Raw genomic sequence first — 24,703 nt, 5'->3', positions numbered from 1 at the left:
CGCAGGAAAAAAGGGAGGAAGGAATGCGTTTTTTCAGAAGCAACGGTAACCACGTCCCGAAATCGGTCGAGAAGATGGCCGAACAGGTCCGCGACGGCCATCTCGACCGCCGCGAATTTCTGGCGATCGCCAGCGCCATGGGCGCGTCGACGGCATTGGCCTATGGCATGATCGGCTTGGCGGCGCCGTCGAAAGCGCTGGCGCAGGAAGGCACGAAGGGCGGCACGCTGAGGGTCGCCATGGCGGTGAAAGGCCAGAAGGACCCGCGCAACTATGACTGGGTGGAGCTTGCCAACATCTCGCGCACATGGCTCGAGCCGCTGGTCAGCTACACCCGCGAATTCACCTTCGAGCCGGTCCTGCTCGAAAGCTGGGAGGTGAACGACGACGCGACGGAGTACGTCCTTCACGTTCGCCAGGGCGTCACCTGGACGAATGGCGACGCCTTCAACGCCGACGACGTCGTCCACAACCTAAACCGCTGGTGCGAGAAGGGCGTCTCGGGCAACTCGATGGCGGCCCGCGTCGGCGAGTTGATCGACGAGGCGACCGGCAAGGCGAAGGATGGCGCGATCACCAAGGTCGACGACCACACAGTCAAGCTGAAGCTCAACGCGCCTGATATCTCGCTGATCCCCAACCTTACCGACTATCCGGCGCTGGTCGTGCATCGCAGCTTCTCGGGCGACGATCCCGTCAGCAATCCGATCGGGACCGGGGCGTTCGAACTCGTCTCCTACGAGGTCGGCTCGAAAGCCGTCGTCAAGCGGCGCGAGAACGGCGCCTGGTGGGGCGGGGAAGCACTGCTCGATTCCGTCGAGTTCATCGACTACGGCACGGATTTCTCGGCAACGGTCAACGCCTTCGAATCCGATGAGATCGACATCAATTTCGAGACCCCGGCCGACTTCATCGACATCCTAGACAACATAGGACTGACCAAGTCCGAGGTGGCGACGGCGACGACGCTGGTGGCGCGCACCAACGTCACGCATAAGCCGTATGACGACAAGCGGGTGCGCAACGCCCTGCAGATGGCGGTGGACAACAAGGTCGTTCTGGACCTCGGCTACAACGGACGCGGCGACGTCGGCGAGAACCACCATGTCGCGCCGATCCATCCGGAATACTACCCACTGCCGAAGAAGACCCGGGACGCGGCTGGCGCCAAGAAGCTGATGGAGGAAGCCGGCCAGGCCGACTTCGAGCACGAGTTGATCACGATCGAGGACGACTGGCAGAAGAACACCGGCGACGCCATCGCCGCCCAGTTGCGCGAGGCCGGCATCAAGGTCAAGCGCACGGTGCTGCCGGGCTCGACCTTCTGGAACGACTGGACGAAATATCCCTACTCGATGACGATCTGGTACATGCGCCCGCTCGGCGTGCAGATCCTGGCACTGGGCTACCGCACCGGCGAGGCGTGGAACGAGAGCGCCTATTCCGATCCGGCCTTCGACGCCAAGCTGCAGGAAGCGCTGTCGATCAATGACCCCGAGAAGCGCCGCGAGGTGATGAAGGACCTCGAGACGATCCTGCAGGACTCCGGCGTGATCATCCAGCCGTTCTGGCAGAAGCTCTTCAGCCATACCAGCGCCAAGGTGAAGAACTACGGCGTCCACCAGACCTTCCAGATGGACCTGCAGAAGGTCTGGCTCGAACAAGCCTGACGCGGCTCCAAGCCGCCCGCCGCACGCTTGCCGGCGCCCGTTGACGCGGGTGCCGGCAAGCGTGTTTCTATACCCGACAAATCCCCTAAAAAGCTCTCGACGACGCCATCGCGAATGTCATGCCGGCCGGCGGCACAGGAACATCCGCGGCAGCCGGGCCTGCTACCATGTACTCATTTGCCGTCCGGCCCGGCCGATGCAATTATCCCGCCAGTTGCAGTTCGCATCAGGGAGGAATTGATGACGTTTCGACTGAGCATTCTTTCACTCGCACTGCTTGCCGGGGCTACCTATTCTGCCGGCGCCCAGCAGTTTTCTGACGACAAGGTCAAGATCGGGATCCTGAACGACCAGTCCGGCGTCTATGCCGATTTCGGAGGAAAGTGGTCTTACGAGGCCGCCAGGATGGCGGTGGAGGATTTCGGCGGCAAGGTGAAGGACATGCCGATCGAGGTGGTGACCGCCGATCACCAGAACAAGCCCGACATCGCCTCCAACATCGCGCGCCAGTGGTACGACACCGAACAGGTCGACGCGATCATGGAACTGACCACCTCGTCGGTGGCGCTCGCCGTACAGGGCATCTCGGCCGAGAAGAAGAAGATCGACATCGTCACCGGCGCCGCGAGTTCCGACCTGACCGGCAAGGCATGTTCCCCCTACGGGTTCCACTGGGCCTACGACACGCATTCGCTGGCCGTCGGCACCGGCGGCGCGCTGGTCGGCCAGGGCGGAGACACCTGGTACTTCCTGACCGCCGACTATGCCTTCGGCTATTCGCTGGAGGAGCAGACGTCCAATTTCGTCAAATCCAAGGGCGGCACGGTGGTTGGCGCGGTCCGCCACCCGCTGGCGACGACCGACTATTCGTCGTTCCTGCTGCAGGCCCAGTCGTCGGGCGCCAAGGTGATCGGCCTAGCGAATGCCGGCCTCGACACCGCCAACTCGATCAAGCAGGCGGCCGAGTTCGGCATCGTGGCCGGCGGCCAGCGTCTCGCGGCGCTGCTCTTCACGCTCGCGGAAGTGCACGGCCTCGGGCTCGAGGCCGCACAGGGGCTGACCCTGACCGAGGGTTTCTACTGGGACCGGGACGACCAGTCGCGCGAATGGGCGAAACGGTTCATGGAACGCACCGGCCGCATGCCGAACATGATCCAGGCCGGCACCTATTCGGCAGTCACCCAATATCTGAAGGCGATCGACAAGGCCGGCACCGACGAAACGGAGGCGGTCGCCAAGAACCTCCACGAGATGCCCGTCGAGGACGTCTTCGCCCGCGGCGGCAAGGTCGGCGCGAACGGGCGCATGATCTACGACATGTACCTGATGGAGGTGAAGAAGCCGTCGGAGAGCACGCAGCCCTGGGACTACTACAAGGTGCTGGCCACGATCCCCGGCGATGAAGCCTATATCAAGCCGGAGGAGTCGGGCTGCCCGCTGGTGAAGTGAGCGCCGCCGGTGGCGACTTCTTCACCTGAAAACGCGCCCCAGGCCGTGCTTTCGGCACGCGGTCTGCGGCGCGACTTTTCGGGCTTCGTGGCGGTCAGGGACGTCGACCTCGACGTCCACCACGGCAAGATACACGCCCTGATCGGGCCCAACGGCGCCGGCAAGACCACCGTCTTCAACCTGCTGACGAAGTTCCTGCAGCCGACGGCCGGCACGATCACGCTCGACGGCCACGACATCACCAGGGCGCCGCCGGCGAAGGTGGCGCAAATGGGCATGGTGCGCTCGTTCCAGATATCGGCGACATTTCCGCATCTGAGCGTGCTCGACAATGTGCGGGTCGCGCTGCAGCGGCCGGACGGGCTGGCCCGCAAGTTCTGGCGCTCCCTGTCGGCGCTCGACCGGCTCACCCCGCGTGCCGAGGAACTGCTGGGCGCCGTCGGCCTGGATGACGCGAAACACCGCCTGGCGGCGGATCTTTCCTACGGCCGCAAGCGTGTGCTGGAAATCGCCACCACGCTGGCGCTCGACCCCAAGGTGCTGCTGCTCGACGAACCCATGGCCGGCATGGGCCATGAGGACGTCGGCGCCATCTCCAAGCTGGTCAAGTCGATCGCCGCGAACCGCGCCGTCCTGATGGTCGAGCACAATCTTTCGGTCGTCGCCGACATCGCCGACTGGGTCAGCGTGCTGCAGCGTGGCCAGGTGATTGCCGCCGGCGACTACGACACCGTGAGCAACGATGCCGATGTGCGCGTGGCCTATATGGGGGTCGAGCATGCCTGATACGCCCCTGCTTTCGGTCCGCGGCCTCAATGCCTGGTACGGCGAAAGCCACGCGCTGCACGGCGTCGACCTCGACATCAACGAAGGCGAGACGGTGACGCTGCTCGGCCGCAACGGCGTCGGCAAGACCACCACGCTGCGCGCCATCATGGGGCTGATCCGCAAGCGCACCGGCACGATAAGCTTCGCCGGCAGGGATCTGATGCGGATGCCGCTGCACCACACGGCGCGCGCCGGGATCGGCTATGTGCCGGAGGAGCGCGGTATCTTCGCCACGCTGACCGTCGACGAGAACCTGCTGCTGCCGCCGATCGTGGCGCCGGGCGGCATGAGCGTCGAGGAAATCTACAGGCTGTTCCCAAATCTCCAGGAGCGGCGGGCAAGCCCCGGCACCAAACTGTCAGGCGGCGAACAGCAGATGCTGGCGATCGCGCGCGTGCTGCGCACCGGCGTCAAGGTCCTGCTGCTCGACGAACCGACGGAGGGGTTGGCGCCTGTGATCGTGCAGCGCATCGGCGACCTGCTCGCCACGCTGAAGAAACGCGGCATGACCATCCTGATCGTCGAGCAGAACTTCCGCTTCGCCAGCCGCGTCGCCGACCGTTTCTACCTCATGGAGCATGGCAGGGTGCTGTCGCAGTTCCCCGTCGGCGACCTCGAACGCCGGATGGACGATCTGCATGACGTGCTGGGGGTTTGACCAATGATCTTCGGCATTCCCATCCAGGCCTTCGCCGGTCAATTGCTGATCGGGCTGATCAACGGGTCGTTCTACGCGATGCTGTCGCTCGGCCTCGCCATCATCTTCGGCCTGCTGCGCGTCATCAACTTCGCACACGGCGCCCAATACATGCTGGGAGCGTTCATCGGCTACCTGATGCTCGCCAATTTCGGCATCGGCTACTGGCCGGCGCTGATCCTTGCCCCGCTGGTCGTCGGATTGTTCGGCATCGTGGTGGAACGGCTGGCGCTGTCGCGTCTCTTCGACATCGATCCGCTCTACGGGCTGCTGTTCACCTTCGGCCTGGCGCTCGTGATCGAAGGCGTGTTCCGCTACTATTTCGGCGTCTCCGGTAACCCGTATCCGGTGCCGCCGCTGCTGGCCGGCGGAACCAATCTGGGCTTCATGTTCCTGCCCATCTATCGCGGCTGGGTGGTCGTGGCTTCGCTCGTCGTCTGCCTCGGCACGTGGCTGCTGATCGAGCGGACCAAGTTCGGGGCCTATCTGCGCGCCGCCACGGAAAACCCCAAGCTGGTGCAGGCTTTCGGCGTCAACGTGCCGTTGCTTCTGACCCTCACATACGGGCTCGGCGCTGCCCTGGCGGGTCTGGCCGGCATGCTGGCCGCGCCGATCTACCAGGTCAGTCCGCTGATGGGATCCAACCTCATCATCGTGGTCTTCGCCGTCGTGGTGGTCGGCGGCATGGGCTCGATCCTCGGCGCCATCGTCACCGGCTACATGCTCGGCCTTGCCGAGGGCCTGACCAAGGTGTTTTATCCGGAAGCGTCCAACATCGTCATTTTCGTCATCATGGCGATCGTGCTCCTGCTGCGGCCCGCCGGGCTGTTCGGGAGGGATGCGTGATGGCGAGCGTGACCTCCACCGAATCGGCAACCGGCCGCGCCTCGCGCACGGAGACTATCCTGCTGGCGCTGGGAGTTGCCGCGCTCGTCGCGTTGCCCTTCTTCGTTTATCCGATCTTCGTGATGAAGATGATGTGCTTCGCGCTCTTTGCCTGCGCCTTCAATCTGCTCCTGGGCTATACCGGGCTCCTGTCCTTCGGCCATGCGGCCTTTTTCGGCGGCGCCGCCTACTTCACGGCCCATGCCGTCAAGGTGTGGGGCGTCGGGCCGGAGATCGGCATACTGATCGGCGTGGTCGGCGCGGCCCTGCTCGGCCTCGTGATCGGCTTCTTCGCCATCCGCCGGCAGGGAATCTACTTCGCAATGATCACGCTGGCGCTGTCGCAGATGTTCTTCTTCTTCTGCGTGCAGGCGGATTTCACGGGCGGCGAGGACGGCATCCAGGGCGTGCCGCGCGGCACCTTCCTCGGGCTGGTCGACCTGCAGGATCCCCATGCGATGTACTATTTCGTAATGGCCAATTTCGTGCTCGGCCTGTTCTGCGTATGGCGCGTCGTCAACTCCCCTTTCGGCATGGTTCTCCGGTCGATCCGGGAGAACGAGAACCGCGCCGTGTCGCTCGGCTACTCGGTGCAGAACTACAAGCTGGCAGCCTTCGTGATGTCGGCGGCGCTGTCAGGGCTGGCGGGGGCGATCAAGGCGCTGGTGTTCCAGTTCGCGACGCTGACCGACGTCGCCTGGCAGATGTCCGGCGAGGTCATCCTGATGACGCTGCTCGGCGGCATCGGCACGCTGGTGGGGCCGGTCGTCGGCGCCAGCTTCGTCGTGGCCCTACAGAACATGCTGGCTACCTCCTTTTTTCCGGTTACGATCGCCACGGGAGCGATCTTCATGGTCTGTGTGCTGATCTTCCGCCGTGGCATAGTCGGCGAAATCTATGCCTTCATCGAGAGGCGGCGCACGGACGAAGCCAATGATCACCATAGCCGACATTGAAGCAGCCCAGGACCGTATATCGCCCTATGTCCGGCGGACGCCCATCATCGGCGCTTCGAGGACGCGCGATCCCCTGCCGGTGTCCGCCAGCGTGACGATGAAGCTGGAGCTTCACCAGGTCACCGGATCGTTCAAGGCGCGGGGCGCCATGAACCGGCTGCTCGGCACTCCGCCGCTGGAGATAGAAGCCGGCATCGTCACGGCGTCGGGCGGCAATCACGGCCTGGCCGTCGCGCGCACGGCGAAGGTCGCCGGGGTTCCCGCCGTGATCTACGTTCCGGGCAACGTGTCGCCCGCCAAGGTCGCCAAGATGCGCGAGTGGGGGGCGGACGTTCGCACCGCGGGCGCCGACTGGAGCGCTTCGAACGAAGCGGCGCTTGAATATGCCCGCACCAGCGGCGCGTCCTACTTCCACCCCTTCGCCGATCCGCTGGTCGTTGCCGGGCAGGGAACGCTCGGCCTGGAGATACTCGACCAGACATGGGATTTCGACACGATCGTGGTGGCGGTCGGCGGAGGCGGACTCATTTCCGGGCTCTCGACGGCCATCAAGGCCCAACGTCCCGACGTACGGGTGGTCGCGGTCGAGCCGACCGGCTCCCCGACGATGAAGGCCAGCCTCGACGCCGGGGAGGTCGTCACCTTGCCGAAAGTGACCAGCCGCGTCGCTACCATGTCCTGCCGACGCACCGACGAGCGTGTGTTCGAACTGGCGCGCCGCAACATCGCCGAGGTGGTGCTGGTCTCCGACGACGCCATGCTGGCCGCCTCCCGGTGGCTGTGGTTCGAATTCGGCATAGCGGCCGATCTTTCCGGCGCCGCGTCGATCGCCGCGCTGCAGAGCGGCCATCCGGTGTTCGCCGACAGCAAGCGGATATGCGCCCTGATCTGCGGCGCGGGGGCGGAAGGCACGGTTTCGTGAACACGATCGCCGATCTCAGCCATGCCGTTAGGCAATGCGCCGGGCGGCACCTTCCTGCTTGACTCAGTACGACCGGTCGCTAGGCTAGGGAAAAATACCGGCCTCGCGTGCCGGGCGGCAAATGTGCCTCGCATGCCTCGCCTCGCCGGTGCAGGCAGCGGGGCATTGTCTTTTTGGGGCTTGATCTTTGAAGCGTTCGATCCAGATCGGCGTCCTCTATTCGCGTTCGGGCACGTACAGCCTGATCTCGGATGCCTGTCGGCAGGGCGTGTTTCGGGCCGTCGCCGACGTGAACGCCAATGCCGCGAGCCCCATCGAACTGGTTCCGGTCGAGCGCGATCCGCAAGGGAACATCGACCGCTATGCGCCGCTCTGCGAAGAGATGATCCGCGAGCACGGCGTCAGGCACGTCATCGGCTGCATCACGTCCTGGAGCCGCAAGGAAGTCATCCCGGTCCTCGAGAAATCCGGCGCCACGCTCTGGTACGCCTGCCCCTATGAGGGTTTCGAGGCCAACGAGCATGTCGTCTACATGCATGCCTGCCCCAACCAGCATCTGGTGCCGCTGCTCGCCTATGTCATACCGCGCTTCGGCGCCAACGGGCTACTGCTCGGGTCCAACTACATATGGGGCTGGGAGACCAACCGGGTCGCGCGCGACCTGATCGCCGACGCAGGGGGCAGCGTCCTCGCCGAGCGGTACCTGCCCATCGGCGAGACCGACGTGTCGCGGCTGATCGCGGAGATCAAGGCGACTAGGCCGGATTTCATCCTCAACAACCTCATCGGCACCTCGTCCTATGCCTTCATCGCCGCCTATGCCGAGCTCGGCCGGCACGATCCGCATTTCCGGCTCGACCGCTGCCCACTGCTTTCGTGCAATCTCACCGAATGCGAACTTCCCGCGATCGGCAACACGGCGAAAGGCAACCTCTGCGCCGGGCCGTATTTCGCGTCGCCGACCGGTAACGGCAGGACACCTGCCAAAGCCGACCTTCCCCAGCCGGCCTCTTCATTCGAGGCCGCGGCCTATGCTTCCGTGCGCGTGCTGGCCAAGGTGCTGGCCGGCAACGCAGATGCGACATTCGCGGACCTGCCCTCCGTCTTCGCCAAGGCCACCTTCCAGACCCCCTTCGGCGACACGGTCATCGACCCGCAGACTCAGCATGCGACACTGCCCGTGGTTATCGGGCAGATCGGCAACGACTGCTTCGAGACGGTAAGCCGGACCGACAGCGTCGCGCCCGACCCATACCTCTCCCGCTACGACCGCGCCGAGATCTTCGGCCGCCCGCGACTGAAGGTGGTGTCGTGACCCGGGCCTCGCGCATCCCCAACCTGGGCGGGGCGAAGGCCTACATCCTGCATCGCCCGCACACCACAGTGAACGCGCTGGCCCGCCAGCTCGGCGCCATCGGGCTCGACGTGCGCGAATGCTGGCCCGAATTGCCACCGGACGCGCTGGCCGCCGACTTCGTGTTCTTCGACGTCGATCTCGGCTTCGACGAACAGTTCCCCTGGAAACCCGGCGAGGCGCCCATGCCGCTTGTCGCGCTGATCGGCTCGGAAGCGCCCGGCCGCATCGAATGGGCGCTGTCGCAGAAGGCCGACGCACAGCTGCTGAAGCCGATCGGCACGGCCGGGGTCTACAGCGCGCTGCTGATCGCACGGCAGTCCTTCGACGCGCGCAGGCGGCTCGCCGACCAGATCGCGGCGCTGGAAACCCGGCTTGCCGAGCGCCAGACGATCGTGCGCGCGGTCGCAGCCCTTGCGGCGCAGGGCGTGGACGACGGCCGTGCCTATGCGCAGCTTCGTTCGCTGGCGATGAGCTGGCAGGTGAGCGTCGAGCAGGCGGCCCGGCGCATCGTGGCCATGAGCGAGGAAGGCGATGACCACTCCAATATCGCCTGACATGTCGACGCCCCTGCTGCCGGCCAAGCCGCGCAGCGGAATCTGGCGGCAGCTCCTGAAGCGCCGCCTGGCGATTCTCGGCCTCGCGCTCATCGCCATCGCCGTGGCCGGCGCCATCCTCGCGCCGCTGCTGACGCCGTACGATCCGAACGAGCAGATGTTCGACGGACTGACCCTCGAAGGAGCGCCGCTGCCGCCCAGCGAAAAATTCTGGCTCGGCACCGACCTGCTCGGACGCGACCTCGCCACCCGCATCCTCTACGGGGCCCGCACATCGCTGATCATCGGCATCGTGGCCAACGGGGCCGCATTGCTGATCGGCGCCCTGGTGGGCATCACGGCGGGCTATTTCCGCGGCTGGATCGGCAACGCACTGATGCGCTTCACCGATCTCATGATGGCGTTTCCCGCGCTGCTGCTGGCGATCTGCCTTGCCGCCATCCTGCAGCCGAGCCTCTGGATCGTCGCGCTGGTGATCGCGCTGGTGAACTGGGTACAGACCGCCCGCGTCATCTACACGGAGACGAGCTCGCTAGCCGAGCGGGAGTTCATCGACGCCGAGCGTACGATCGGCGCCAGTACGCCGCGCATCCTCTTCCGCCACATACTGCCGCATCTGCTGCCGACGCTGATCGTCTGGGGCACGCTGGGGATCTCGACCACGGTCCTCCTGGAGGCGACGCTGTCCTATCTCGGCATCGGGGTGCAGCCGCCGACGGCTTCCTGGGGCAACATCATCTTCGAGAACCAGACCTATTTCCAGGTCGCGCCCTGGCTGGTCTTCTTCCCGGGAGCGGCGATCCTGGCGCTGGCACTCGCCTTCAACCTCGTCGGCGACGCGCTGCGCGACATCCTCGATCCCACGCAGAGAGGCCGGGCATGATCGCGTATATCGGCCGCCGCCTGATCCAGTCCGCGCTGATCCTGCTCGGCGTCTCGATCATCACCTTCGCGCTGCTCTATCTGCTTCCGGCGGACCCCGTGCGCCAGATCGCCGGGCGCAGCGCGACGCCGCAGACAGTCGAGAACATCCGCCAGCAGCTCGGTCTCGACCAGCCTTTCTTCGTGCAGTACTGGCGCTACCTGACGAACCTCCTGACCGGCGATCTCGGCCGCTCGTACATCCAGCGGTCGGAAGTCAGCGAGCTCATCGTTTCGCGCCTTCCCGCCAGCCTGCTTCTCATGCTCGGCGCCATATTCTGCGAGCTGGCGATCGGCCTCACCATGGGACTGGTCGCGGCTACCAAACGCGGCAGCGCGACCGACCAGACGCTGATGCTGACCTCCTTCGTCGGCGTCTCGGCGCCGCAGTTCGTCGTCGGCCTCCTGCTCCTCTATGTTTTCGCCGTGCGGCTCGGCTGGTTTCCGATCGGCGGCTACGGCACCTGGAAACATCTGGTCCTGCCCTCCCTCACGCTCGGGGTCCTGGGTGCCGGCTGGTACGCCCGCATGATGCGCTCCTCGATGATCGACGTTCTGCGGCAGGACTATATCCGCACCGCGCGGGCCAAGGGCCTGAGGCGCGGCACGATCCTGGTGCGCCATGCGCTGCCCAATGCGATCCTGCCGGTCGTCGCCATGATCGGCATCGACATCGGCATCTTCATGGGCGGCATCGTGGTGGTGGAAAGCGTCTTCGGCTGGCCCGGCATCGGCCAGCTCGCCTGGCAGGCGATCCAGCGCGTCGACATCCCGATCATCATGGGCGTCACGCTGGTCTCGGCATGCGCGATCGTGCTCGGCAACCTGCTCGCCGACATCGTCGCCCCATTCATCGATCCGCGCATCAAGCTGCGCTGAACAAGAGCATCTGCAACGCAAACCAAAGAAGAAGGGAACACTGACATGAAGCAATTTCTGACGACAACGGTAGCCGCCTCGGCGCTGGCGCTGATGCTCGGCCTGATGCCGGCGACAGCGCAGGAACAGCGCGATCCCAATGCCAAGCCGGGTGGCGACATCGTCATCACCTACAAGGACGACGTCTCCACGCTCGACCCCGCGATCGGCTACGACTGGCAGAACTGGTCGATGATCAAGAGCCTGTTCGACGGCCTGATGGACTACGAGCCGGGGACGACGACGCTGAGGCCCGAACTCGCCGAAAGCTACGAGATCTCATCCGACGGCACCGTCTTCACCTTCAAGCTGCGCCCGGGCGTGAAATTCCACAACGGCCGCGATCTCACCGCCGAAGACGTCAAATACACACTCGACCGCGTCACCAATCCGAAGACCCAGAGCCCCGGCGCCGGCTTCTTCGCCTCGATCAAGGGTTTCGACGAGGTAGCCGGCGGCAGCGCGGAAACCCTGTCGGGCGTGACGGTGGTCGATCCGTCGACGATCAAGATCGAGCTGTCGCGTCCGGATGCGACCTTCCTGCATGTCATGGCGCTCAACTTCTCGCATGTCGTGCCCAAGGAAGAGGTCGAGAAATACGGGCCCGACTTCGGCAAGAACCCGGTCGGCACCGGCGCTTACAAGCTCGCCGAGTGGACGCTCGGCCAGCGCCTGGTGTTCGAGAAGAACGCCGACTACTGGAACAAGGGCCTGCCCTATCTCGACAAGATCACCTTCGAGGTCGGCCAGGAGCCGATCGTCGCGCTGCTGCGCCTGCAGAAGGGCGAGGTCGACGTCCCCGGCGACGGCATCCCGCCCGCCAAGTTCCAGGAAGTGATGAGCGACCCCGCCCAGAAGGAGCGTGTCGTCGAGGGCGGCCAGCTTCACACCGGCTACATCACGATGAACACGACGATGGCTCCCTTCGACAACGTCAAGGTGCGCCAGGCGGTGAACATGGCGATCAACAAGGACCGCATCGTCCAGCTGATCAACAACCGCGCGGTGCCGGCGAACCAGCCGCTGCCGCCGTCGATGCCCGGCTACTCTAAGGACTACAAGGGCTACGCCTACGACGCCGAGAAGGCGAAGGCGCTGCTGGCCGAAGCCGGCCACGCCGACGGGTTCGAGACCGAGCTCTACGTCATGAACACCGATCCGAACCCGCGCATCGCCCAGGCGATCCAGCAGGACCTCGCGGCGATCGGCATCAAGGCCAACATCCAGTCGCTGGCGCAGGCCAACGTGATCGCCGCCGGCGGCGACAAGGCCGGCGCCCCGATGATCTGGTCGGGCGGCATGGGATGGATCGCCGACTTCCCCGATCCGTCGAACTTCTACGGCCCGATCCTCGGTTGCGGCGGCGCGGTTCCCGGCGGCTGGAACTGGTCCTGGTATTGCAACGAGGACCTCGACAAGATGGCCTCGGAAGCCGACTCGATCACCGACCCGGCGAAGGCCGAGGAGCGTTACAAGATGTGGGGCACCATCTATGAGAAGATCATGGAGGATGCGCCCTGGGTGCCGGTCTTCAACGAGCAGCGCTTCACCATGCGGTCGCCGCGCATGGCGGGCGCCGACAACCTCTATGTCGATCCCGTCCATATCCCGATCAACTACGACTACGTGTATGTGAACGATGTGCAATAAGTGCGACTACACCATCCACGGACGCCACCATCACTTCGGCTGGGACAACAGTTTTGCCCCGGTCGAACGGGTGGCGCCCGGCTCCACCATCGAGTTCGAATGCCTGGACTCGTCCGGCGGCCAGCTGAAGCCTGACAGCACGGTCGCCGACGTCTCGACGCTCGACTTCGGCAAGGTCAATCCGGTGACCGGTCCCATCCATGTGGATGGGGCCGAGCCGGGAGACGCGCTGAAGATCACGATCGAGGCCTTCAAGCCGTCCGGCTTCGGCTGGACGGCGAACATTCCCGGGTTCGGCCTGCTTGCCGACGACTTCAAGGAACCCGCGCTCAATCTCTGGAAGTACGACGCAAGCTCGCTCGAGCCGGCGCTCTACGGAAAGAACGCACGCGTGCCGCTGAAGCCGTTCGCCGGCACGATCGGCAACGCGCCGGCCGAGGCGGGGCTGCATTCGGTAGTGCCGCCGCGCCGCATGGGCGGAAATCTCGATATCCGCGATCTTGCCGCCGGCACCGTCCTCTATCTGCCGGTCGAGGTTGCTGGCGCGCTGTTCTCCGTCGGCGACACCCATGCCGCCCAGGGTGACGGCGAGGTTTGCGGCACCGCCATCGAGAGTCAGATGAACACCGTGCTGACGATCGACCTCGTCAAGGATGCGCGGCTGAAGATGCCCCGCTTCACGACGCCGGGGCCGGTCACCCGGCATCTCGACGCCAAGGGCTACGAAGTGACCACCGGGGTCGGGCCTGACCTGATGACCGGCGCCAAGGTCGCGGTGGCGCAGATGGTCGACCTGATCGCGGGCGAGCACGGCCTCGATCCGGTGGACGCCTACATGCTGTGCTCGGTCTGCGGCGATCTCAGGATCAGCGAGATCGTCGACATGCCGAACTGGGTCGTGTCGTTCTACTTCCCGCGGGTCGTGTTCGAGTGAGCGCAGCAGGTCAGACCACCGCATCGACGAAACCGGCCGCCGAAGCATCGGCGCCGGTCCTCGAAGCTATAGGCCTGACCATCTCCGTGCGCGGGGAAGAGGGCGAGCGCGAGGTCGTCTCCGATCTCTCCTTCTCCCTGGCGCGCGGAGAAACGCTTTGCATCGCCGGCGAGTCGGGTTCCGGCAAGTCGATGACGTCGCTCGCCATCATGGGCCTGCTTCCGCAACCGGCCGCGCACCTTTCAAAAGGCTCCATCCGGTTTGGCAACCTCGATCTGTCCAACCTGCCTGAAAGCCAGATGCGCCGCATCCGCGGCGACCGCATCGCGATGATCTTCCAGGAGCCGATGACATCGCTCAATCCAGTCCTGTCGATCGGACGCCAGATCATGGAGGCGATCGAGGTTCATACGCCGATGTCGCGCCGCGAGGCACGCCGGCGCGCCATCGACGCCCTGAAGTCGGTGCGGATACCGGATGCCGAGCGCAGGCTGGACAACTACCCCCACGAGCTTTCGGGAGGCATGCGGCAGCGCGTCATGATCGCGATGGCGCTGGCGCTGAAGCCCGACATACTGATCGCCGACGAGCCCACCACGGCGCTCGACGTCACCGTGCAGGGCGAGGTGCTGGAGCTGCTGCGCGACCTGCAGCGCGAAACCGGCACCAGCCTGATCCTCATCACCCACGACATGGGCGTCGTCGCCGAGATGGCCGACCGCGTGATCATCATGCGCAACGGCCGCATGGTCGAAGAGGGCAAGGCCGTCGATATATTCGCTTCTCCGCAGACCGACTACACGCGCGAACTCCTGGCCGCCGTGCCGCGGATGCGGGTCGGCGCCGAAGCACGGCAAGCGCCGGAAGATCCGCAGGCGTCCGCCGGCGTCCCCGCCCCCGTCGCCACGGTGCGCGGCCTTCAGGTGCGCTTCGACCTGCACGGAGGCTTTTTCGGCCGGGTCGACCGGCGCGTCCACGCCGTCGAGAGCGTGAGCTTTTCGATCGCACGCGACGAGACCCTCTCCCTCGTCGGAGAATCCGGCTGCGGCAAATCGACGACCGCGAAAGCGATCGCTGGCCTGGTCCCTTATTCCGGCGACATCGCCATAGACGGGCGCAGCCTGCATGGCCTCTCCGCCGCCGAGCGCAACGCCGTCCGCCGCGACGTGCAGATGATCTTCCAGGATCCCTACGCCTCGCTCGATCCGCGCATGCGCGTCGGCGACCTCGTCGCCGAACCGCTGCTGATACACCGCATCGGCTCCAGGGAGGAGCGCCGCAACCAGGTCGCGTCGCTGTTCGAGCGCGTCGGACTTTCGGCCGATCAGATGGACCGCTATCCGCATGAGTTTTCCGGCGGCCAGCGGCAGCGCATCTGCATCGCCCGCGCGCTCGCGCTGAAACCCAAGCTGATCATCGCCGACGAGAGCGTCTCGGCACTCGACGTCTCCGTCCAGGCACGCGTGCTCAAGCTTCTGAAAGACCTGCAGCGCGAATTCGGGGTCGCCTATCTGTTCATCTCGCACGACATGGCCGTGGTCGAGAACATCTCCGACCGCGTCGCCGTGATGTATCTCGGGCAGATCGTCGAAATGGGCACGCGCGACCAGGTCTTCTCCAATCCCCGCCACCCCTACACAAGACGCTTGATCGAAGCCGTCCCGGTACCCGACCCCAAGCTGCGGCGGACGCATTTCGCCCGGCTGGATCGCGAGATTCCGAGCGCCGTGAGACAGGTGGGCGATCCGCCCCCCTTGCTGCACCTGCATGACGCAGGTGGGGGGCACCTGGTCGCCCAATAAGCTTGAGGACGACGACATGCCGGAAGTGCGCGCTTCGCAGCCGGCTTCCCCTTCTGTTCCCCCGATGGGATGTAGCGATAGCCTCCGTCCAACGGAATTCTGCACGTCACCTGTAGACATCACCGCCTTAATCACCCAATCTGGATCGCGGGAACAAAAGCGCCGCAAAGGCGCCTCGGGCATCGAGTGCGTATGACAAGAGGATGGACCCTGTACGATCCACGGCTGGCGTGGATTCTGGTAGCGCCCGTACTGCTGCTCCTGATCTTTTTCCTGCTGCTGCCGATCGCCGTGATGGCGGTCTACACCTTCTTCACCTTCGTCACCGCGGGTGTCGAGACGAGCGCGCTGACGCTGGCGAACTGGCACGAGTTCCTGACCGACGCCTATTATCACGGCTTCCTCATCAAGACGCTGCGGGTCGGCGCGGTGACGGCGCTCATCTGCGGCGTGCTCGGCTATTTTCCCGCCTATTTCATCTGGGCGACGACGTTCAAGCACAAGTGGCTGCTCCTGCTGCTGCTCATCGTGCCGTTCTGGATCAGCTTCACCATCCGCACCTTCTCGTGGATCCACATATTGGGCGAGCAGGGGCTGATAAACGTCACGTTGCTCAAGCTCGGACTGATCGACCAGCCGATGCAGATGCTCTACACGGAAGGCGCCGTGATCATGGGGCTGCTGCACTTCCTGCTGCCCTACATGATCCTCAACGTCTATGTCAGCCTCGAGGGCATCGACCGGACGCTGATCGCCGCCGCCCGCTCGATGGGCTGCACCAGCGCGCAGGCATTCCGCGAGGTCACGCTGCCGCTTTCGCTGCCGGGTCTCGCCGCGGGCCTGCTGCTCTGCTTCGTGCTGGCGGCCGGCAGCTACGTGACGCCGCAACTGCTCGGCTCCGGCCGTGACGCGCTGTTCGGAAACCTGATCTACGACACCATCATGGGGCAGTTGAACTGGCCGATGGGCGCCACGCTGTCGATCGTGCTCTTCGTCGTGCTCGGCTGCTTCGCCGCCCTGTACACCCGCTACATGGGCATGTCCCAGATCGTCAAAGGACTGGGCGGATGAGCGCTGCGGCACGCGGGAACCGAGAGGGGAGATGGGCCTGGCGGCTGACCGGCTTCGTCACGCTCTGCGTCTACATCTTCCTGTTCGCGCCGATCATCGCCACGGTCGTGTTGTCGTTCAACGCGTCGATGTTCGGCGGCTTTCCGATGACCGGCTTCAGCCTGCAATGGTACGGCAAGCTGCTCGGCAACGAGCAGGTCCTGGCGGCGTTCCGAACGTCGATGTGGATCGCGCTGGTCACCGCCGTGATCACGACGGCGGTGGGCGTGGTCACCGCCTACACGCTGATCCGCTTCGAGTTCCGCGGCAAGCAGATGCTGAACACTCTGGTTATCCTGCCCGCGCTGGTTCCCGAAACCATCCTCGGCGTCGGCCTTCTGGTGGCGATCAAGGCGGTCGACCAGCCGAGGACGTCGCTGCTCCTGGTGCTGGGCCACATCCTGCTCGCCGTGCCTTATGTCGTGCTCATAGCCCAGGCCCGGATGGTCGGCATCCGGCGCGTCTACGAGGAGGCGGCACTTTCGCTCGGGGCCTCGCGGCTGGCGTCGTTCCGGGAAATCACGCTTCCGCTGCTGGTCCCGGCGGTGGTCGCAGGCGCACTCCTCGCATTCACCATTTCGTTCGACAACACCTCGGCCAGCCTGTTCTGGCGGCCGGCCGGCGTCGAGACGATGCCCACCCAGATCCTGTCGATGCTGAAGATCTCGATCAGTCCGGAGATCAACGCGCTCGGCACGGTGATGATCCTGGTGACCGTCGGCATTCCGCTGATCGGCGGGCTCCTGCTGCAGGGCCTCACCAGATTGAGAAGACGCGGCAACCCAGAGGAGAAGACATGATGAAGCTGTCAACTACGAAACGGCTCGAAAGACTGCACGACCGGTATACGAACGGCGATCTCAGCCGCCGCACCTTCCTGACGCTGACGGCCGCAGCCGCGGCTTCCGCAGGCCTGTCGACGCCGTGGATGGGCCGCGCGCTCGCGGCTGCCAAGGAAGTCCGCTTCGACGGATGGGGCGGCGTGGTGCAGGAGGCGATCGACAAATACGCCTTCCAGCCCTACACGGCCAAGACCGGGGTCGGCGTGGTGCAGGGCACGTTCGGCGACGAGAACGAGATCATCACCAAAATCAAGACGTCGAAGCCGGGAGACTTCCAGATCGTCCACTCGTCGGGCGTCAACTACTACATCAAATATGTCAACGCGGGCGTGAACTCGGAGATCAACGAGGCAAACATTCCGAACCTTGCGAATGTGCTGCAGCCGATGATCGAACCCTTCCGCAAGCTGACGCCGAAGCTCTCGGCAGTGCCCTACGACTACGGAACGACGGGCCTCGCCTACAACACGACGGTGATCTCGCCCGAGGAGGCCAAGGAGAAGGGCGCAGCCCTGCTCTCCGACAAGAAATATGCCGGCAAGATCGGCGGCTATGCCGACATGACGACCCGCGTCTGGTACGCGGCGCTGGATACCGGACAGGACCCCAACAACATCAAGGACATGGAAGCGATCTGGGCCAAGGTGCGCGAAACGCGCGACCTGGCGAAGAAGTTCTGGAGCTCCGGCGCGGAGCTGATGGATCTTCTGTCCAAGGGCGAGATCGTGGTCACGGATGGCTGGTCCGGCCGCATCGCGGCGCTGCAGCAGCAGGGCCACCCGATCGGCTATCTCGATCCGACCGGCTCCTATGCCTGGATGGAGGACATGCTGATCCTCAAGGGTTCGCCGATGGCCGAATGCGAGGAGCTGATCAACTTCATGCTCGAGACCGACACGTCGATCGCGGTGGCGGAAGGCCAGAACTATCCGCCGTCCCTCGATCCGACCAAGGTCGAGCTCACCGACAAGATCAAGGCCCTGCCGGCCTTCGATCCGACCGGCGCGATGAAGTCGCTGACCTTTGCCGATCCGGTCTACTGGGCGGACAACGAGGATGCCTGGACCAAGCAGTGGGACAGGATTTCCAAGGGTGCCTGACAAGCTGACGGATCAGACCTCAAAGCCCCGGCCGTCGCCGGCCGGGGCTTCCCAGGCCGTCGCCGGTTCTGCTGCTGCCCGCCCGGGCGCCGAGGGCGGCACTCCGGCGGTCGAGTTCCGAGACATCGACATCGCCTACGGGAAGTTCGTCGCGGTGCGCGATTTCTCGCTGGCCATCCGGCGCGGCAGCTTCGTCACCCTGCTGGGCCCGTCCGGCTGCGGCAAGACCACCATCCTGCGCTCCATTGCCGGGCTTGTGGACATCTCGGGCGGCCAGATCTCGATCGGCGGAAGGCGGGTCGACGATGTCCCGATCTACAAGCGCAACATCGGCCTGGTGTTCCAGAGCTATGCGCTGTTTCCGCACAAGAACGTCTTCGACAACGTCGCCTTCGGGCTGAAATACCGCAACGTGCCGAAGGCCGATATCCAGCGCAAGGTGCGGCAGGCCCTCGAAATGGTGCGGCTGCCGGGCAGCGAGAAGAAATTGCCGTCGCAACTGTCGGGCGGCCAGCAGCAGCGCATCGCGCTGGCACGTGCCATCGTCTTCGAGCCGGAAGTGCTGCTCCTCGACGAGCCGCTTTCGGCGCTCGACGCCAACATGCGCGAGGAGATGCGCGTCGAGATCAAGAAGATCCAGAAAGAGACCGGCATCACCGCCATTTTCGTGACGCACGACCAGGAAGAGGCCCTGTCGATGTCGGACCGGATCGTCGTCATGAACGCCGGCGCCGTGGAACAGATCGGCACGCCCGAGGAGGTCTACGAGACGCCCGCCACCGCGTTCGTCGCCGATTTCCTCGGCAAGGCCAACATGCTTGCCGGAACCGTGAGCGCCGCCGATCAGCAGACCGCGACGGTGTCGCTCGCAGCCGGGCAGACGGTCACAGTCGCCTCTCCCAGAGCCCTTGCGCCGGGCGCCGCCGTCACGGTCGTGGTGCGCCCGCAGAAGCTGGCGGTCGGTCCCGCGGCGACGTCCAACCGGCTCGCGGGCCGGGTGGTCTCGACCTCCTATCTCGGCTCCAGCGCGATCTACGAAGTCGACATCGGCGGCAGGACGACGATCCGTGCCAACACGCCGATCAGCGGCAAGATCGCGCGCGAGGGTGAGGCGATCGACGTCGGCTTCGGTCCCGCCGACTGCGTGCTGCTGGACGAGAACGGATCGCGCATAGCATAAGGTTCAGACTCCGGCACAACCCGGCCGGCTACTGCTCGAAATCGTCGACGGCCTCGGCCGCGACCACACCCTTGCAGCAATAGGCGACCGGACCGGACATGACGGCCATGTCGCCCCGGATATCGATCGTCAGCGGACCGGCCGGGAGATGCACGGTGAAGCGGTCGCTGTCGCTGAGACCCCGCTGGCGCGCCGCGAAGGCGGCCACGCACGCCCCGGTTCCGCAGGCCTGGGTGGCGATGCCCGGGCGCTCCCATACCGCCAGCCGGATCGTCCTGTCGTCCATCAGCTGAGCCACGCCGACATTGATGCCTTCCGGAAACAGCGGGTCGTCGTGGATCGGAGCGGCGTCGCGGGCAAGGTCGATCCCCGCAAGACTGTCGACGAAGAAGACGGCGTGCGGATTGCCGATCCAGAGGCCGATGCCGTGATCGAGCGGGCCGTTGCGGACGGGCAGGTCGAACATGTCGACCTCGTGCGAGAGCGGGAAATCGCGCCAGTTCCAGCCGATGGGCCCGAGCTCCACGCTGACCTGCATCGGGCCCGAACGGCGGCATTTCAGCAGCCCCGCACGCGTCTCCAGTAGAAGCTCGCCATCGCCGCCCTCCTCAAACAACAGATGGGCGACGCAGCGGGTGGCGTTGCCGCAAGCCGAAACCTCGCGGCCGTCTATGTTGAAGATGCGCATCCCCGCCTTGGCGCCGCGGGCGGCCGCTGCCGGCGACGGCGGCTCGATGGTGAGCAGTTGCTCGCCACCGACTCCGACCTGGACGTCGCAGATCCTGATTATGTCGTCTTTCCGGAAGGCGCGGCGGTCGGAGCGCCTGTCGAAGATGACGAAATGGTTGCGCAGGCCGTGCATCTTGATGAACGGCCGCTCGGCAGCGTCGGGCGAAGGAATGTTGCGAATGTCCACGGGGCAGTGATCCGGCCAATCCCCGTCAATGTACTTTCGACGGGCCAGGATGCAACGTGCCGGCGAACATGAGCGGCCGTTGCCTAAGCCTCTGCCTCCGTGATCGTCTCATGGACGTCGCTCGCAGCGGCGAGAGACCGGATTCGTTTTATCTTTTCCGAACGCAATATCCTCGCCAGGCCGGCCAGCAGGTTCAGCTTCGTCGAGGATTTCTCGACGGGAACGAGCAGAACGGCGATTATGTCGACGGGGCTCTCGTCGATCGCCTCGAAGTCGATCGGCTTCGACAGTCTAACGAATAAGGCGAACGGCTTTTTCATATCCGGAATGGCTGCGTGAGGGATAGCAATCCCCTCCCCTATGCCCGTCGATCCAAGCTTCTCCCGGTTGTCGAGCGCCGAAAATATCGCAGCCTCGCCGATGCCGAGCTGCCTTGCGGCGATGGCGGAGAGCGTGCGCAGGAGGCTGCCCTTCGAGGAGGCGTTCAGGTCGAGGACGACATTCTCCGGGGCGAGGACATCGGAAAGTTTCATTGCATGCTCACTTCAACTACTGGTTTTCCAGGTCGGCTTCCCGCAGCCGGTAGCCGACCCCGGTCTCGGTCGTAATGTATTGCGGATCGTCCGGACTGCGCTCGATCTTCTGGCGAAGCTGCCGGACATAGACGCGCAGGTACTGGACGTCGGCCGAACTTCCCCAGACCTGCTTCAGCAGATGCTGGTGGGTGATGACCTTACCCGCGTGCTGCACCAGGATGCGCAAGATGTCGTATTCCCTGGGTGACAGCTTCACCTCCTTGCCAGCGACCCTGACGATGCGCTTGACCAGGTCGACCGAGAGGTCGCCCGTCTGGAACACCGGCCGTTCCCCCTGCTGCTGGAGCTTGTGCCGCAAGGCGACGCGGATGCGGGCGACCAGCTCCTTCATCCCGAACGGCTTGGTCACATAGTCGTCGGCCCCCAGTTCCAGCGCCCTGACTATGCCCGCCTCGTCGGTGCGGCTGGAAAGGATGATGATCGGCTGCTCGAGAAGTTCGCCACGCCATTTCTCCAGGAGGTCGTGGCCCGGCATATCCGGCAGGCCGAGGTCCAGCAGCACGAGGTCGGGGCGCTCGTCCCTGATGCGGTCGACTGCATCGCGGGCGTTTCCCGTTTCGACGACGCTGTATCCCTCCGTCGTCAGGCCGACGCGCAGCAGCTTGCGGATCGGTGGCTCGTCGTCGACGATCAGTATCTTCACGCTCGAATTGGTCATGTCAGATGTCCAGAGTTGGCGTTTCCGCCGGCACGGGCATGCGTATGGTGAACACCGCCCCGGATCCGTCCGTCCGGTTGCCCGCGACGATCGTGCCGCCCATGGCTTCGACGAAGCCGCGACAGATGGTGAGGCCCAGGCCTGTTCCGGCGCGCACATGGTCCGCCTTGCGGACCCGGTAGAAGCTGTCGAAGATGCGTTCGAGGTCGCCCGTAGGGATGCCTGGTCCCTCGTCGATGAGCTGGAGCATGACGGAACCCTCCTCTTTCCGCGCGCGTATTCGGACGGTCGAGCCGGCTGGAGCGTATTTCGCCGCATTATCGAGCAGGTTGAACAGGACCTGCTCGAACAGGACCGGATCGAGCTTCAGCATTGGCAGATCGGCCGGGATATCGATCTCCGTCCTGTGCCTCGCCATGATCTTCTGAGCGCGCCTGAGCGCGCTTCCGACGACGTCGCCCAGATACTGGAAAGCGAGGTTCGGTTCGGTGGCCCCGCTCTCGATACGCGTCATGTCGAGCAGGTTGGCGATGAAGCGGTTCAGGCGTTCCGATTCCTCGACGACCGTCGCCAGGAGCTCGCTGCGGTCAGCCTCCGACAGGGCGCCGGAATATTCCTTGAGCGCTCCCCCCGCCCCCATGATCGCCGCCAGCGGCGTCTTGAGGTCGTGCGAGATCGAAGTCAGCAGGGCCGAGCGCAGCTTGTCCGCCTCGGCGGCAAGCCTTGCGCTGTCGACGTCGGCGACGAGCTGGATACGCTCGATGGCCACGGCGGCCTGGTCCGCGAGGGCGTCGAAAAGGCGCTGCTGTTCCGGCGTCAGCAGCGGGCCTTGCCTGTCATTGTCCAGCCCGATCACGCCGATTGCGGTGCGGCCGGTGCGCAGCGGCAGGTAGAGCCGCCTGGCGCCCGGCAGCGTATCGGCGCCACGGCCGGCAGGGCGGTCGTGCTCCCAGGCCCATCGCGCCGCCGCGATGTCGGCGTCGACAAGCGTGTCGTCAGGGGGATAGCCGGCCTTGACCGCGATCGTCTCTCCCTCCGGCAGCAGGATCACCACGCGGACCTTGAGCATGGCCGCGATCTGGTGCGCGGTGGCCCACAGCACGTCGTCCAGCGTACCGGTGCCGGCTAGCTTCTTCGAGAAGAGATAGAGGTCTTCCGTCATGCGAGCGCGCTGGCGCGACGCGGCGGCCTGGCGCTGGACACGGGCCGTCAGGTTGCTGGCGATGACCGCCACGCCGAGGAAAAAGCCGAAGGCGATCACGCTCTCTGGATCGCTGATGTCGAGCGTGTAGAGCGGCTGCAGGAAGAAGAAGTTGAATGCGAGCGCGCCGACGACCGACGTGAACAATGCGGGCCACAGGCCGGCCGTAACCGCCGACATCAGCACGGCCATGAGAAAGACGAGCGCGATGTTGCGCACGTCGAGTACGCGGGACAACAGCGTGCCGAAGACGACCGCCACGCCGACATAGAGGGTCGCGAATGCGTAGGGCTGAAAACGAAAGCCGCTCGGTTCGACTATGCTCAAGCCGCGCGCAGGCGCGGCGTCGCGCTCCTTTCCGGAAATCACATTGACGCTGATGTCGCCGGCATATCTGATCAGCTCGTGGGTGATCGAGCCCTCCAGAAACTCGCGCCATCGCGGTTTGTCGGACCTGCCGATGACGAGATGGCTGAAGTTGTTGGCAGCCGCATAGCGCAGGATCTCGCGCGAAATATCCTGTCCGGGCAGGGTGACCGCGTCGCCGCCGAGCTGCTCGGCGAGGCGAAGCGTGGCGGCCAGCCGGTCCCTCTCGGCCTCGGAGAGATTGGTGGCGCGCGGCGCTTCGACATAGAGCGCCGCCCAGGGCGCACGAAGCCGGTCCGCCTGGCGCTTGGCGTAGCGGACGAGCGAGGGGCCGTGCGCCTGCTCGTCGATACATACGAGAACGCGGTCTCCGGCTGCCCACGGACCGGGAATGGCGTGGGACTGCATGTGGCGCAGGAGCTGGTCGTCGACGCGCTGGGCGGTGCGACGAAGCGCGAGTTCCCTGAGCGCGGTCAGGTTGCCGGGCGAGAAGTAGTTCTCGATGGCGCGCGCCGCGGTTGTCGGGAGATAGACCTTGCCTTCGTGGAGGCGCTTGATCAGATCTTCCGGCGTGAGGTCGATGATCTCGATGTCGTCGGCGCGGTCGATGATGGAATCCGGCACGGTCTCGCGCACCCGGACGCGCGTGATCTGCGCGACGATGTCGTTGAGGCTCTCGACATGCTGGATGTTGAGGGTGGTGTAGACATCGATCCCCCGGTCGAGGAGTTCCTGCACGTCGAGATAGCGCTTGGGGTGGCGGCTTCCCGCCGCATTGGTGTGCGCCAGCTCGTCGACCAGCACCAGCGCCGGCCTGCGGGCGAGGATGGCGTCGAGGTCCATCTCCTCGAGCGCCTGGCCCTTGTAGGGAATCCTGGCGCGCGGAATGACCTCGAAACCGTCGAGCAGGGCCTCTGTCTCCCGGCGTCGGTGCGTCTCGACGACGCCGATCACGACATCGACGCCGTCGGTCCTGCGCGCCCTGCCCGACATCAGCATTTCGTAGGTCTTGCCGACGCCGGGAGCGGCGCCGAGAAAGATCTTCAGCCGACCCCGGCCCTCGCGATTCGCGCTCTCCAGAAGCGCGTCCGGGGAAGGTCTGCCTGCGTCCTTGCGGTCGTCGTCCTTCATCGGCTCTGCTTCATGTCGCAAGTATCACCGGCGCGTTTCCGACACGGCGCGGGCAGAAGC

Annotated in this window: 22 protein-coding genes; 18 read left to right on the top strand and 4 right to left on the bottom strand. The window is 65.1% G+C overall.

Annotated elements, in window-relative coordinates:
• Positions 1–23: 23 nt before the first annotated feature.
• The 18 genes from D8676_RS02980 to D8676_RS02895 all read left to right on the top strand — a co-directional run bounded on the left by D8676_RS02980 (position 24) and on the right by D8676_RS02895 (position 19,775).
• Positions 24–1,670, top strand: a complete 1,647-nt coding sequence (locus D8676_RS02980; protein ID WP_121579326.1) for an ABC transporter substrate-binding protein — start codon at positions 24–26, stop codon at positions 1,668–1,670.
• A gap of 240 nt (positions 1,671–1,910) precedes the next feature.
• Positions 1,911–3,119: an ABC transporter substrate-binding protein gene (locus tag D8676_RS02975; RefSeq protein ID WP_121579325.1), complete on the top strand. Its 1,209-nt coding sequence runs from the start codon at positions 1,911–1,913 to the stop codon at positions 3,117–3,119.
• 9 nt (positions 3,120–3,128) lie between these two features.
• Positions 3,129–3,905, top strand: a complete 777-nt coding sequence (locus D8676_RS02970; RefSeq protein WP_121579324.1) for an ABC transporter ATP-binding protein — start codon at positions 3,129–3,131, stop codon at positions 3,903–3,905.
• On the top strand, positions 3,898–4,605 hold the full coding sequence (locus tag D8676_RS02965) for an ABC transporter ATP-binding protein (protein ID WP_121579323.1): 708 nt from the start codon (positions 3,898–3,900) through the stop codon (positions 4,603–4,605). Before D8676_RS02970 ends, D8676_RS02965 begins: the two co-directional genes overlap by 8 nt.
• Positions 4,606–4,608: 3 nt before the next feature.
• Positions 4,609–5,490, top strand: coding sequence for a branched-chain amino acid ABC transporter permease (locus D8676_RS02960; RefSeq protein WP_121579322.1), 882 nt, complete (start codon positions 4,609–4,611; stop codon positions 5,488–5,490).
• Positions 5,490–6,485, top strand: a complete 996-nt coding sequence (locus D8676_RS02955; protein WP_121579321.1) for a branched-chain amino acid ABC transporter permease — start codon at positions 5,490–5,492, stop codon at positions 6,483–6,485. The genes D8676_RS02960 and D8676_RS02955 overlap by 1 nt, the downstream gene beginning before the upstream one ends.
• A complete protein-coding gene (locus tag D8676_RS02950) occupies positions 6,463–7,407 on the top strand; it encodes a threonine/serine dehydratase (RefSeq protein ID WP_121579320.1) in 945 nt (314 codons plus the stop codon). Before D8676_RS02955 ends, D8676_RS02950 begins: the two co-directional genes overlap by 23 nt.
• 187 nt (positions 7,408–7,594) lie before the next feature.
• Positions 7,595–8,722: a transporter substrate-binding protein gene (locus D8676_RS02945; protein ID WP_121579319.1), complete on the top strand. Its 1,128-nt coding sequence runs from the start codon at positions 7,595–7,597 to the stop codon at positions 8,720–8,722.
• Positions 8,719–9,318: an ANTAR domain-containing protein gene (locus tag D8676_RS02940; RefSeq protein WP_121579318.1), complete on the top strand. Its 600-nt coding sequence runs from the start codon at positions 8,719–8,721 to the stop codon at positions 9,316–9,318. Before D8676_RS02945 ends, D8676_RS02940 begins: the two co-directional genes overlap by 4 nt.
• Positions 9,296–10,201, top strand: a complete 906-nt coding sequence (locus tag D8676_RS02935) for an ABC transporter permease (RefSeq protein ID WP_121579317.1) — start codon at positions 9,296–9,298, stop codon at positions 10,199–10,201. The genes D8676_RS02940 and D8676_RS02935 overlap by 23 nt, the downstream gene beginning before the upstream one ends.
• Complete coding sequence (locus D8676_RS02930; RefSeq protein WP_121579316.1) at positions 10,198–11,118, top strand: ABC transporter permease; 921 nt, start codon at positions 10,198–10,200, stop codon at positions 11,116–11,118. Before D8676_RS02935 ends, D8676_RS02930 begins: the two co-directional genes overlap by 4 nt.
• Positions 11,119–11,163: 45 nt before the next feature.
• A complete protein-coding gene (locus D8676_RS02925; RefSeq protein WP_121579315.1) occupies positions 11,164–12,807 on the top strand; it encodes an ABC transporter substrate-binding protein in 1,644 nt (547 codons plus the stop codon).
• Complete coding sequence (locus tag D8676_RS02920; protein ID WP_121579314.1) at positions 12,797–13,741, top strand: acetamidase/formamidase family protein; 945 nt, start codon at positions 12,797–12,799, stop codon at positions 13,739–13,741. Before D8676_RS02925 ends, D8676_RS02920 begins: the two co-directional genes overlap by 11 nt.
• A 68-nt stretch (positions 13,742–13,809) precedes the next feature.
• Positions 13,810–15,543: an ABC transporter ATP-binding protein gene (locus tag D8676_RS02915; protein WP_245426586.1), complete on the top strand. Its 1,734-nt coding sequence runs from the start codon at positions 13,810–13,812 to the stop codon at positions 15,541–15,543.
• Positions 15,544–15,735: 192 nt separating this feature from the next.
• Positions 15,736–16,614, top strand: a complete 879-nt coding sequence (locus D8676_RS02910; protein WP_121579312.1) for an ABC transporter permease — start codon at positions 15,736–15,738, stop codon at positions 16,612–16,614.
• Complete coding sequence (locus D8676_RS02905; protein WP_121579311.1) at positions 16,611–17,453, top strand: ABC transporter permease; 843 nt, start codon at positions 16,611–16,613, stop codon at positions 17,451–17,453. Before D8676_RS02910 ends, D8676_RS02905 begins: the two co-directional genes overlap by 4 nt.
• Positions 17,450–18,595: an extracellular solute-binding protein gene (locus D8676_RS02900; RefSeq protein ID WP_245426535.1), complete on the top strand. Its 1,146-nt coding sequence runs from the start codon at positions 17,450–17,452 to the stop codon at positions 18,593–18,595. Before D8676_RS02905 ends, D8676_RS02900 begins: the two co-directional genes overlap by 4 nt.
• Complete coding sequence (locus tag D8676_RS02895) at positions 18,588–19,775, top strand: ABC transporter ATP-binding protein (RefSeq protein ID WP_245426533.1); 1,188 nt, start codon at positions 18,588–18,590, stop codon at positions 19,773–19,775. The genes D8676_RS02900 and D8676_RS02895 overlap by 8 nt, the downstream gene beginning before the upstream one ends.
• A 28-nt stretch (positions 19,776–19,803) precedes the next feature.
• On the opposite strand, the gene dapF is transcribed toward D8676_RS02895, so the two are convergent.
• The 4 genes from dapF to D8676_RS02875 all read right to left on the bottom strand — a co-directional run bounded on the left by dapF (position 19,804) and on the right by D8676_RS02875 (position 24,643).
• Positions 19,804–20,691 carry a diaminopimelate epimerase gene (dapF, locus tag D8676_RS02890; protein WP_245426530.1) on the bottom strand — a complete coding sequence of 296 codons (888 nt, stop codon included), beginning with the start codon at positions 20,689–20,691 and terminating at the stop codon, positions 19,804–19,806.
• 83 nt (positions 20,692–20,774) lie between these two features.
• A complete protein-coding gene (locus D8676_RS02885) occupies positions 20,775–21,224 on the bottom strand; it encodes a PTS sugar transporter subunit IIA (protein WP_121579308.1) in 450 nt (149 codons plus the stop codon).
• Between the two features lie 16 nt (positions 21,225–21,240).
• Positions 21,241–21,945, bottom strand: a complete 705-nt coding sequence (locus tag D8676_RS02880) for a response regulator transcription factor (RefSeq protein WP_121579307.1) — start codon at positions 21,943–21,945, stop codon at positions 21,241–21,243.
• A 1-nt stretch (position 21,946) separates the two neighbouring features.
• Positions 21,947–24,643 (bottom strand): sensor histidine kinase KdpD, encoded by a 2,697-nt coding sequence (locus D8676_RS02875; RefSeq protein ID WP_121579306.1) that lies wholly within the window; start codon positions 24,641–24,643, stop codon positions 21,947–21,949.
• Positions 24,644–24,703 lie beyond the last annotated feature (60 nt).

The sequence above is a fragment of the Mesorhizobium sp. YM1C-6-2 genome, assembly GCF_003666685.1.
Classification (GTDB): domain Bacteria; phylum Pseudomonadota; class Alphaproteobacteria; order Rhizobiales; family Rhizobiaceae; genus Mesorhizobium_K.
This window is presented reverse-complemented; position numbering and strand designations above follow the sequence as displayed.